8 protein-coding genes are annotated in these 11,288 nt (G+C 65.7%); 3 read left to right on the forward strand and 5 right to left on the reverse strand.

Annotated features, from left to right (window positions below; all coding sequences use genetic code 11):
- Positions 1-199 precede the first annotated feature (199 nt).
- From QMX78_RS16980 to QMX78_RS17000, 5 genes are read right to left on the reverse strand one after another with little or no spacing between them, the layout of a single operon-like run.
- Positions 200-3,397 carry a CusA/CzcA family heavy metal efflux RND transporter gene (locus tag QMX78_RS16980; RefSeq protein WP_282271745.1) on the reverse strand — a complete coding sequence of 1,066 codons (3,198 nt, stop codon included), beginning with the start codon at positions 3,395-3,397 and terminating at the stop codon, positions 200-202.
- Between the two features lie 8 nt (positions 3,398-3,405).
- A complete protein-coding gene (locus tag QMX78_RS16985; RefSeq protein ID WP_282271746.1) occupies positions 3,406-4,353 on the reverse strand; it encodes an efflux RND transporter periplasmic adaptor subunit in 948 nt (315 codons plus the stop codon).
- On the reverse strand, positions 4,350-5,630 hold the full coding sequence (locus tag QMX78_RS16990) for a TolC family protein (protein ID WP_282271747.1): 1,281 nt from the start codon (positions 5,628-5,630) through the stop codon (positions 4,350-4,352). Before QMX78_RS16990 ends, QMX78_RS16985 begins: the two co-directional genes overlap by 4 nt.
- A 56-nt stretch (positions 5,631-5,686) precedes the next feature.
- Positions 5,687-6,043, reverse strand: a complete 357-nt coding sequence (locus tag QMX78_RS16995; protein ID WP_282271748.1) for a hypothetical protein — start codon at positions 6,041-6,043, stop codon at positions 5,687-5,689.
- Entirely contained in the window at positions 6,040-6,657 is a 618-nt protein-coding gene (locus QMX78_RS17000) for a cation transporter (RefSeq protein WP_282271749.1), read from the reverse strand. Before QMX78_RS17000 ends, QMX78_RS16995 begins: the two co-directional genes overlap by 4 nt.
- Positions 6,658-6,762: 105 nt before the next feature.
- On the opposite strand from QMX78_RS17000, the gene QMX78_RS17005 reads away from it, so the two are divergent.
- The 3 genes from QMX78_RS17005 to QMX78_RS17015 form a co-directional block, all read left to right on the forward strand.
- Positions 6,763-7,176, forward strand: coding sequence for a helix-turn-helix domain-containing protein (locus tag QMX78_RS17005; protein ID WP_282271750.1), 414 nt, complete (start codon positions 6,763-6,765; stop codon positions 7,174-7,176).
- On the forward strand, positions 7,173-8,444 hold the full coding sequence (locus QMX78_RS17010; RefSeq protein WP_282271751.1) for a site-specific integrase: 1,272 nt from the start codon (positions 7,173-7,175) through the stop codon (positions 8,442-8,444). Before QMX78_RS17005 ends, QMX78_RS17010 begins: the two co-directional genes overlap by 4 nt.
- A gap of 23 nt (positions 8,445-8,467) precedes the next feature.
- Positions 8,468-11,288 (forward strand): Tn3 family transposase (locus QMX78_RS17015; protein WP_282271752.1); only part of this gene is annotated, 2,821 nt, incomplete at its 3' end.

The raw sequence follows: 11,288 nt of genomic DNA on the forward strand, positions 1-11,288 counted from the left end.
GCTGGCTGGCCTGCTCAACCGCACCGCGCTTGAACTCGGTGCTGAACTTCCTTCGCTTCGACATGAACACTCCTCATGGCCTTGATCGGCCTTCTCGTAAGTGTCCGTGAAAACGGGGGTGAACCCCGCAGGTCGTCCACCGCTTTCACGCCCGGGTCGGTAAACATCGCCGCACGCACCTGTTCCAGGTTGAGCTCGTTCATGGTGCCGAAGACTCCAAAGCAGTGCTGCCGGCGCGGGGAGCGCGGTCGCGATGCAGCCAACGATAAAGCACCGGCAGCACCAACAAGGTCAATGCGGTGGATGAGACGATGCCGCCGATGACGACGGTGGCCAGCGGCCGCTGCACCTCCGAGCCAGCACCGACATTCAAGGCCATGGGCAGGAACCCAAGCGAGGCTACCAGGGCGGTCATCAGCACCGGCCGCAGCCGGCCAAGGGCGCCGTCGCGTACCGCCTCGTCCAGCGGATCACCCTGTTCGCGCAAGCGGCGAATGAACGCGATCATGACCAGGCCGTTGAGTACGGCCACGCCCGACAGTGCGATGAAGCCCACGCCGGCCGAGATCGACAGCGGAATCCCGCGCAGGGCCAGCGCCAGCACACCGCCGGTCAGCGCCAGTGGCACACCACTGAACACGATGGTCGCGTCCTTGGCCGAACCGAAGGCCATGAACAGCAGGGCGAAGATCAACGCCAGCGTCACCGGAACGACCACCCCCAGGCGTTGGGTGGCCGAGATCAGCTGCTCGAAAGTGCCGCCGTAATCGATCCAGTAGCCCTCTGGAAGCGTGACATCTTGGCCGATGCGCGTGCGCAACTCGCCGACGAACCCGCCCAGATCGCGTTCCCGCACGTTGGCGGTGATCACCACGCGCCGCTTACCGTTTTCGCGATTGATCTGATTGGGCCCGCGTTCCACCTGGATCTTCGCCACTTCCCGCAGTGGCACCGTACGAGGCCCTCCATTGGCGCCGGCGGCCAGACGGCTGGACTCGTCGACACTGGTGCTTGCCGGCAGCGGAATCGGCAAATCTGCCAGCACGGCCGGGTCTTGGCGCTGCGATTCGGGCAGGCGCACCACCAGGTCGAAGCGACGGTCCCCTTCAATCAACTGGCCTGCGACACTGCCGCCAATGGCGGTGGCCACCGTTTCCTGCACATCGCCCGGGTTCAGGCCATACCGTGCCAATGCCGCCGGATCCGGCGTGATGGTCAGCAGCGGCAGGCCCGAGACCTGCTCGGCCTTGACGTCTTCGGCGCCGGGGACGCTGCGCATGACCCGCTCGACCCGGCTGGCCAGGCGCGTCAGCTGGTCCAGGTTGTCACCGTAGACCTTGACCGCCACATCCGAACGGACGCCGGAGATCAACTCGTTGGTGCGCATCTGGATGGGCTGGGTGAACTCGTAGTTGCTGCCCGGGATTTCCTTGGCCGCCTCCTCCAGCTCTTCCACCAGCTCGGCCTTGGGCTTGCGCGGATCGGGCCACTGGTCGCGGGGCTTGAGCATCAGGAAGGTGTCGGCCATCGATGGCGGCATTGGGTCGGTGGCCACCTCGGCGGTGCCGATCTTGGAGAAGATGTTGGCTACCTCCGGGAACTGGGCCAAGCGCTTCTCCAGCGTTTCCTGCATGGCGACCGACTGCTCCAGGCTGGTGCCGGGAATACGCATGGGCTGCAAGGTGATGTCGCCTTCATCCAGGCTCGGCACGAACTCCGAGCCCAGGCGGGTGGCCAGCACGCCACAGCCCACCACCAGCACGGCCGCGCCGGCCAGCACCACCACGCGCCGACGCAGCGCCCAATCCAGCAGCGGCCTATAGCGGGCCCGCGACCAGCGCATCAGGCGGTTGTCGTGCTCAGCCACGCGGCCGCGCAGGAAGGTGGCGATCGCTGCCGGCACAAAGGTCAGCGACAACACCATGGCACCGGTAAGGGCCAGCACCACCGTGATCGCCATCGGGTGGAACATTTTTCCTTCCACCCCGGACAGCGCGAAGATCGGCAGGTAGACCGCCGCGATGATGCCCAGGCCAAACAGGCTGGGACGGATCACCTCGGCGGTGGCCGAGGCGGTCAGGTCATAGCGCTCTTCATCGTTGAGCTGGCGGCCCAGCGCGTGCTGCGCCTCCCCGAACCGGCGCAGACAGTTCTCGATGATGATCACCGCCCCGTCCACGATCAGGCCGAAGTCCAGCGCACCCAGACTCATCAGGTTGCCCGATACGCCGCCACGGACCATGCCGATGATGGTGAACAGCATCGCCAGCGGAATCACTGCGGCGGTGATCAGCGAAGCGCGCACATTGCCCAGCAGCAGGAACAGCACCACCACCACCAGCAGCGCGCCCTCGATCAGGTTCTTGGACACCGTGCTGATCGTGCGGTCCACCAGCGCGGTGCGGTCATACACGGCCTTTGCATGCACGCCCGGGGGCAAGCTGGCGTTGGCGGCGTCCAGCTTGGCCGCAGCCGCTTGGGAGACCTCCCGGCTGTTGGCGCCGAACAGCATGAAGGCGGTGCCGACCACGACCTCATGGCCGTTCTGGGTGGCCGCGCCCGTGCGCAGCTCCTTGCCTTCCCCGACGCTGGCCACATCGCGCACCCGAATGGGCACGCCATCGCGCCGGTCCAGCACGATGTTGCCGATCGCCTCCAGATTGGCCAGCTGGCCGGGCACGCGCACCAGGAACTGCTGGCCGTTGCGCTCGATGTAGCCGGCGCCGATGTTCTGGTTATTGCGCATGACCGCGGCGACCACGTCGTTCAACGTGAAGCCCAGCGCCACCAACTGGGCCGGGTCGGGGGTGATGTGGATCTGCCGCTCAAAGCCGCCGATGGTGTTGACCTCGGTGACGCCGGGCGTGGTGCGCAGCTGCGGCCGGATCACCCAGTCCTGCAGGGTGCGCAGATCCGTGGCCGTGTACGGGGTGCCGTCGGGCTTGCGAGCGTTGGGCTCGGCCTCCACGGTGTACATGAAGATCTCGCCCAACCCGGTGGAGATCGGCCCCATTTCCGGGTCCAACCCGTCGGGCAGCTGGGAGGCGATCTGCTGCAGGCGCTCGGCGACCTGCTGGCGGGCAAAGTACAGGTCGGTGCCGTCCTTGAACACGACGGTGACCTGCGAAAGACCGTAGCGCGACAGCGAGCGGCTGTAGTCCAGCTTGGGCAAGCCGGCCATAGCCGTTTCGATGGCAAAGGTGACCCGTTGCTCGGCCTCCACCGGCGAGTAACCCGGGGCCTGGGTGTTGATCTGGACCTGGACGTTGGTGATGTCCGGCGTGGCGTCGATGGAAAGGTGACGGTAGCTCCACACGCCCAGCGCAACCAGCGCAGCGGTGAGCACCAGCGTGAGCCAGCGATGGCGGATGGACAGCCCAATGAGGCGTTCGAGCATGGCGGGCCTCATTCCTCTTCCACGGTGGACTTTTCGATGTCGGCCTTGATCAGGAAGCTCTGGGCCACCACCACCTGTTCACCGGCTTTGAGGCCGTCCAGCACTTCGGCACGTTCGGCGTCGCGGCGCCCCAGCTTGACTGGCCGGGTGTGGTAGGTGTCGCCCTGCTGCACGTAAACCACGTCCTGGTCTTCTGCGGTCTGCAGCGCGGTGATCGGTACCACCAGCGCCGCCGATTGGCGATCCACGGTGACCCGCGCTTTGACCGCCGAACCCGGCCGCCACAGGCCATCGGTGTTGGCCACGGTGGCGCGCGCGATGGTGCTTTGGCTGGCGGTGGCAGTGCCGGGCAGGACGCGCTCCAAGGTGGTTTGCGCCGTGACGCCATCGCTCAAGCGGGTGACGGTCACCGGTACGCCGGCACCGATGTGTTGGACGTCAGCGCCGAAGATGTGCAGGTCCACCCACAACGTGGACAGATCGGCGACCTCGAACAGCGGCGCGCCCTCAGCGGCTGCCATGCCCACAGCGGCCGTACGCGCCATCACCACGCCACTGATCGGCGCGGTGACGGTGTAGGTAGTCAGGCTCAGGTTGCTCTCCACGGTGGCCAGTGCCTGGCCGGCACGCACCTGATCACCCACGCCCGCTCGCACGGAGCGGACCGGTCCGGGGAAGCGTGCAGTGACCTGCGCGATGCGCCCATCGATCAGGGTCAGCAGGCCTTGCACCTCATGCTCGTCAGCAATCTCACCTGGACCCGCCGGCGCGACCTGGATACCCGCCGCCTGCGCAGCTTTGGCCGCGATCTTGGTTTCCAACGGCGCTTCCTCGTGCTCACCGTGTTCTTCGCCCTCAGCGGCGGCGCCGCCCTCGGAGGCTTCGTTGGGGGCGGACGCATTGCAGGCCGTCAGCATCAGGGCCATGCCCAGTGCGGTCCAGGAAAAGCGATTCATGGGGTCTCTCCGGTGGAAGCGGCCGCCGGCGGCGTGACAAGCGCCTGGCCGGTCAGTCGTTGAATTTCGATCAGGGCGCGCTGCGCATCCAAGGCGACGTCAAGCTGCTGCTGGGCCATGGCCGTGCGTTCGGATTGCAACTGTGCCCATTCCAGATAGCTGATCGCGCCGGCGCGATAGGCGCGCTCGGCAGCCTGCTCGGCCCGGGCCAGCTTCGGCAGTACGTCGCCTCGCAGCCGCGCCACCTCGGCCTGCGCCACGGTGTAGCGGCCATGGGCCTCGACCAGCGTGGAGTACAGCGACAGGCCCTTGGCCTCACGCTCGATCATCAGGACCTCCAGCTCGGCTTCGCCGGCGCGAATCTCCGGCTGTGCACGGCTGCGGCTGCCCAGCGGCATGGACAGGCTGGCCACCAGCGCGGTGTCGTCGGACTCCTGCAGGCGGCGCACACCGAGCTGCCAGGACAGGTCCGGCGAGGCCGCCGAACGCGCCAGCTGCAGTCGTGCCTGCGCGATCCGACGGGCGTCGGCAAACTGCGCCAGTTCCGGAGTCCGCTCCAGCTCCTCGGCCAGCGTCTGCATGGACGCGATCGCCGGCAAGACCATGGGATCGGCCGCGGCCACCTCGAAGCTGGGAGCACGTTCACCCCACAGGGCAGCAAGGTGCTGCCGGGCGGCAATGCGCTGCTGCTCGGCCCGATCACGGGTCAGCTCGGCCCGCGCCAGCGCCGCCTGCGCGGTGAGCACCACCGATTCGGGCGACGCGCCAGCCTGCAGGCGCTGCCGGGCGGCCGCAACGGTCCGCTGGCGCTGGCCGACATCCATGTCCGCCAAGCTGCGCTGCCGGTCGGCACCGACAACGGCCAAATAGCGCTGCGCCGTCTCCGCGAGCAAGTCCAGCCGCCCGGTCTCGCGCTGCACGGCCAGCGCATCAATCCGGCTTTGGGCCAGGGTACGGCGCGCGTCGAGCTTGCCGCCGCGCTCCAGGACCGAGCTCAGGCTCAAGGTCAGCTCGGCGCTGTCCAGACCACGGGCCGCGCCGGTGCCTAAGGCATTTTCGACCTCGGCACCGACCGTCCACGGTGGGCGTTGAACGGCCTTATCGCGCTCGGCAGCGAGCACGGTGGCCCGCGCATCGACCAGGCGCAGCTCCGGGTGGGTTTGGGCCACACGCGCGAACGCGTCGTCCAAGGTCATCAACTCGGCGGCCGCCGCCGGCGTCGTCACCGCGCCGCCCAACAGCAGCCATGCGGCTATAGCCGCCAATCGCACATGCATGGAAGTACTCCGAAGGTTCTCGATAGCGACAGGGCGCCGGCGCATGCCGGCCGACCTCACCCTGCGATCGGCGGTCGGAATGGCGCGATCAGGTGCGCGGGCGGATACCGGGGCGTATCGGCGTCCAGCTCGTGCAAGTACCGACCGATGTCCGCCACGGCCAGCAGGATCTCAGGGGCTGGCACGGCTTGGCCGCAACACAGCACCAGCTGCTGAAGCCGGTGCAGGGCGACGTCTACACCACGCTCGGCAGCTGGCTGCGACACTGCCGGGCCGCGGTCGGCAGTGGCCGGATGGGTTTGAACATGTAGCTCGCCGACCATTGCCAGCACCGGCTGCGCCACCAGACCCACGGCCAAGTGCGCCAGCAGGAGCCAGCGCAGGCCAGAACCCAGCCGGACAAGCCTGGTCATGCAGCCGTCTTGCGCGCGTCGGCACGTGCCCGGCGGGCATCACCCAAAATCTCGAAGGCTTCCTTGATCACATACAGACCGATCAGGGCGCCGATCACGAAATCCGGGTACGGGCTAGCCAACCACCACACCAACAGGCCGGCCAGGATCACCCCAACATTGGCCACCACATCGGCGCGGGTGAACAACCAGGTCGCCCGCAGATGCACTTCGCCGGATTTCAGCGGCGCCAGCATGCGCAGCACGGTCATATTGACCACCAGCGACAGCAGCGCCGTGCCAATCATCCAGCCGCTGACCTGCTCGGCACCGAACATTACGCGGCGGCCGACCTCGACCAACACGCCCACACCCAGCACAAGCAGCACGCTGCCGCTGACCCACGCGGCATTGGCCTTGAAGCGGGCCGTGCGCCCGATGGCGACCAGGCCGATGGCATAAGCGGTGGCGTCGGACAGCATGTCCAGGGCGTCGGCCAGCAGACCGGTGGAATGGGCAACCCAGCCGGCGATGCCGCCGATCACGGCCATCGCCGCGTTCAACGCTAGGGCGATCCAGAGGACGCGCCGCTCCTGCGCATTCTTGGCCTCGTGGTGGCAGCCGCAATCACTCATCGGAACATCTCCATTCGCAGGGAAGCCGGGCCCGGGCGGGCCGCTGGCATGACACAGCGGGTGAGGGTAAAGTCCGTAGCTACTACGGAGTCAAGCGTACTACGAATGAAAATCAGTGAAGCTGCCGACGCCAGCGGGTGCCATCTGGAGACCATCCGCTATTACGAGCGGATCGGCTTGCTGCCGCGCCCGGGGCGCTCGGGCAATGGCTACCGGGTCTATGGCCCGGCCGACATCGAGCGGCTGCGCTTCATTGCGCGTGGCCGGGATCTGGGCTTCAGCCTGGAAGAGGTCCGCAGCTTGCTCCAGTTGGCCGGCGATGAGGAGCTTTCGTGCGGGGACGTGGATCGGCTGGCCCGCAGCCATCTGGCCGACGTGCGGGCGCGCATGGCCGATCTGCAGCGCATGGCCAGCGAGCTGGAACGGGTGATTGCCAGTTGCCATGGTGGTCAGCGGGCGGAGTGCACGATCCTGTCGACTCTGCGCCAGCCGACTTCGGTGGAGGCCACGCGCCAGTGACCGAACTGGACCGCTACCTCGATGCGGCCACGCGCCAGAACACGGTGCGCAGCTATGCGTCGGCGCTTCGACACTTTGAAGTCGAGTGGCAAGGCCACCTCCCAGCGACACCTGACAGCGTGGCCCGGTACCTGGCCGCTTATGCGCAGACCTTGGCGACCAGCACCCTCCGCCAACGCCTGGCGGCCATCGCCTCCTGGCACCGCGACCACGGCTTTGTTGACCCGACTCGGTCACCGCTGGTGCGCAAGGTGCTCAAAGGGATCCAGACTCTGCACCCGGGCCAGGTCAAGCAGGCCGCTCCACTCCAGATTCGGCGGCTGGTCGAGCTCGACGACTGGCTGGCCGCTGCGATCGCGGCGGCACAGGTGCGGGGCGACGGAGCGGCAGCGCTTCGCCACCAACGGGACCGGGCGCTGGTGCTGCTCGGGTTCTGGCGTGGCTTTCGCGGCGACGAACTGCTGCGTCTGGACGTGGCCCATCTCACGCTGGTGCCGGGACAGGGGATGACCTGTTTCCTGCCGCGCAGCAAGGGCGATCGCCAGGCCGCCGGCGTTACCTACAAGGTGCCGGCGTTGTCGCGGTTGTGCCCGGTGGAGGCGACCCAAGTGTGGCTGCAGGCGGCCGACCTGCAAGAAGGGCCGGTATTTCGGGCGGTCAGCCAATGGGGCCAGGTGAGCACCGAAGGCCTGCATCCCAACAGCTTGGTGCGCCTGCTGCGCGAGTTGCTGACCAGTGCCGGCTTTGCCGATGCGGGGCTCCACAGCAGCCATTCGTTGCGCCGCGGCTTTGCCAGCTGGGCCAACGACCAAGGCTGGGACATGAAGGCCTTGATGGAGTACGTGGGCTGGCGCGATATGCAGTCGGCCATGCGTTACCTGGACGGGCGTGACCCGTTTGCCCGGGACCGCATTGAAGCAAGCCTGCCCAGTCCAACCGCGCCGGTACCGGCGACGGCACTGCCGGCGCCTGAGGGCAAATCGGCCCTGCAGCTGCGCCTGCGCATGGTGCTGACCCCGTTTGCCCGCGCGGGCCGCGGCGCGGCCAAGGCCCGGGGCCGGATTGAAGAGATCTGCTTGGCTCCGTTCCAGGCTGTGCGCCTGAACACCGCCAGCAGCGAGTACCAGTTGACTGTTCCCACCGATCCCGACCGGGATCTGGATGAAATCCTGGCCACGTTGCTCGATGACATGCACCGCATGGCCGATACGCACCAGTGTTTCCTGGAAGCGTCTCTCAATACAGACGATGGCCGGCACTGGGATTGATCCCCTCATAACCTTCGGATCCAATGGCTACCCTTCACGAGACCGCCTACCCGCGACTGAAGCCTGATCCCACCGCCAAGGAACTGGAGGAGATCTACACTCCGACCGCCGCTGAGATTGCATTCGCCAAGCAGCTGACCACCCAGCCGGGACCGCAGCTGGCGGTACTGATTCATCTCAAGCTCTTCCAGCGCCTGGGTTACTTCACGGTGTTGGCCGAAGTGCCCGAGCGGATCCGGAAGCACATCGCCAAGGCCGCCCGACTCGGGCGCGTATTGGACACCGACCAGCTCGAACGCTACGACGCCTCCGGCAGCCAGCGCCGGCATATGCCGCAGCTTCGGAAGTTCATTGGGGTACGTCCCTTGGACAAATCAGGCTTGGCCTGGCTGGACACGGTGGCCACCGGAGCAGCCCAGACCAAGCACACCATCCCGGACATCGTGAACGTCCTGCTCGAAGAGCTGGTGCACCACCGCTACGAACTGCCAGGCTTCCGCACCCTGGAGCTGGCCGCCATTGGCGCGCGTGAGAGGGTCAATCTGGGGTACTACCGCAGCATCAGTCACGCGCTGACGCCCGCAACGCGCACGCTCATTGACGAATTGCTGCGCGCACCGGAAGGCTCCAGATTTACTGGCTGGCACTCACTCAAGCGCGAGCCTGGCCGGCCGACCAACAAGGAAGTTCGTTTTTATCTGCAGCACATCCGCATGCTGCAGCAGCTGGCCGACCAGCTGCCTCCCATCGATGTGCCGGTGCCCAAGCTCAAGCAATTCCGTGCAATGGCTCGGGCCTATGACGCCAGCGAGCTGGCCGAATTGGCTCCGGACAAGCGCTATGCGCTGGCCACCATCTTCATTCGCGCCCAGCATGCCAAGACGCTGGATGATGCAGCCGAGTTGTTCATCAAGCAGGTGCGCGGGCTGGAGAACACGGCCCAGCAGAAGCTGCTGGCCTACCAGCTCGAACATGCCAAGCGGGCCGACTTCCTCATCGGCCAGCTCAAGGAAATCCTGCAGGCCTATCAGCTCGACGGCAGCGATAGTCAGCGCGTGGATGCCATCGACAACAGCCTGGAAGCGGAAGTATCGACCTTGCTGGCCGAATGCGAAGAACATATGGCCTATGCAGGGAAAAACTACCTGCCTTTCATGCTGCAGCCCTACGGCGCGGTCAGGCCGCTGCTGTTCAATGGGCTGGAGCTGATGAATCTACGGGCAACCAGCCACGACGCCGGCATGGAGCCGTTGATCGCGGCCGTGCTGTCACTGCGCAACCAACGGCGTGAGTTGATCGAGGTTGCTTCCCTCGGCCTGGACCCGGAGAAGGATTTTGACTGGATGTCCAAGCTCTGGCGTCAGCACGTGTTTGGCAAGCGGGCCAGCGCGGCAGGCGCCGGCTGGATGCACCGTAAGTACTTCGAGCTGGCCGTGCTGGTGCAGGTCAAAGACGAGCTGAAGTCCGGAGATCTCTTCATTCCCAGCAGCGAACGGTTTGATGACTACCGCGAGCAGCTGGTCGATGAAGCCACCTTGGCCCAGGAGCTGGAAGCCTATGGTCAGGTGTCAGGCCTGCCCACCGACGCCGAGTCGTTCGTGGCAGGGTTACGCGCACAATTGACCTCCCTGGCCGACGAGGTCGACGCGCGTTTCCCGGAGAACGTGCATGCGGACATCCTGGAGGGGCGCCTGGTGCTGCGGAAGGGGCAACGCGCCGAAGTCTCCAGCGCGATTACCACCGTGGATCGCCTCATCGCCGAACGGCTCCCGGAATCCAGCATCGTCGATGTCCTGATCGACGCCAGCCGATGGCTGGATCTGCACCGATTCTTCCGTCCGATCGCCGGCACCGAGAGCCAGGTTGAAGATCTCCCTCGACGGGTGATCACCACGCTGTTTTGCTATGGCTGCAACCTGGGGCCGACGCAGACGGCGCGGTCGATCAAGGGCTTCAGCCGGCGCCAGGTTGCTTGGCTGAACCTGAAATACGTGACCGAGGATGTGCTTGAGAAGGCCATCGTGGAGGTCATCAATACCTACAACAAATTCGACCTGCCGGGCTATTGGGGCAGCGGGAAGAGCGCCTCCGCAGATGGCACCAAATGGAGCGTCTACGAGGACAACCTGTTGTCGGAGTACCACATCCGCTACGGCGGCTACGGCGGCATTGGCTACTACCACGTGTCCGACAAATACGTGGCACTGTTCAGCCACTTCATTCCCTGTGGCGTGCACGAGGGCATCTACATCCTCGACGGCCTGCTGGCCAACACTTCCGACATCCAGCCTGAGATCGTCCATGGCGACACGCAGGCCCAAAGCTACCCGGTCTTCGGTTTGGCCCACATGCTGGGCATCCAGCTGATGCCCAGGATACGAAACATCAAGGATCTGACATTCTTCCGGCCCGAACCTGGCAGAACCTATAAGAACATCCAGGCATTGTTCGGAGACAGCATCGACTGGCAACTGATCGCGACCCATCTCCACGACATGCTGCGGGTCGTGATCTCAATCCGTTTGGGGAAGATCACCGCGTCCTCGATCCTGCGCCGGCTGGGCACCTACAGCCGGAAGAACAAGCTGTACTTCGCCTTCCGGGAACTTGGCAAGGCCGTCCGAACGCTGTTCTTGCTGCGCTACATCGATGACAACGAGATTCGGAAAACGATCCATGCTGCGACCAACAAGAGCGAGGAGTACAACGGCTTCGTAAAATGGGTGTTCTTTGGCAGCCAGGGGATCATTGCTGAGAACGTCCAACACGAGCAGCGCAAGATCATCAAGTACAGCCAGCTGGTGGCCAACATGATCATCCTCCACAACGTGGAAGGCATGAGCC

The organism is Stenotrophomonas sp. PS02298 (assembly GCF_029959445.1).
GTDB lineage: Bacteria > Pseudomonadota > Gammaproteobacteria > Xanthomonadales > Xanthomonadaceae > Stenotrophomonas.

Coding starts and splice junctions, on each gene's coding strand:
- QMX78_RS16985 (WP_282271746.1), bottom strand. CDS start 4,353: ATGAATCGCTTTTCCTGGACCGCACTGGGCATGGCCCTGATGCTGACG.
- QMX78_RS16995 (WP_282271748.1), bottom strand. CDS start 6,043: ATGACCAGGCTTGTCCGGCTGGGTTCTGGCCTGCGCTGGCTCCTGCTG.
- QMX78_RS17000 (WP_282271749.1), bottom strand. CDS start 6,657: ATGAGTGATTGCGGCTGCCACCACGAGGCCAAGAATGCGCAGGAGCGG.
- QMX78_RS17005 (WP_282271750.1), top strand. CDS start 6,763: ATGAAAATCAGTGAAGCTGCCGACGCCAGCGGGTGCCATCTGGAGACC.
- QMX78_RS16990 (WP_282271747.1), bottom strand. CDS start 5,630: ATGCATGTGCGATTGGCGGCTATAGCCGCATGGCTGCTGTTGGGCGGC.
- QMX78_RS16980 (WP_282271745.1), bottom strand. CDS start 3,397: ATGCTCGAACGCCTCATTGGGCTGTCCATCCGCCATCGCTGGCTCACG.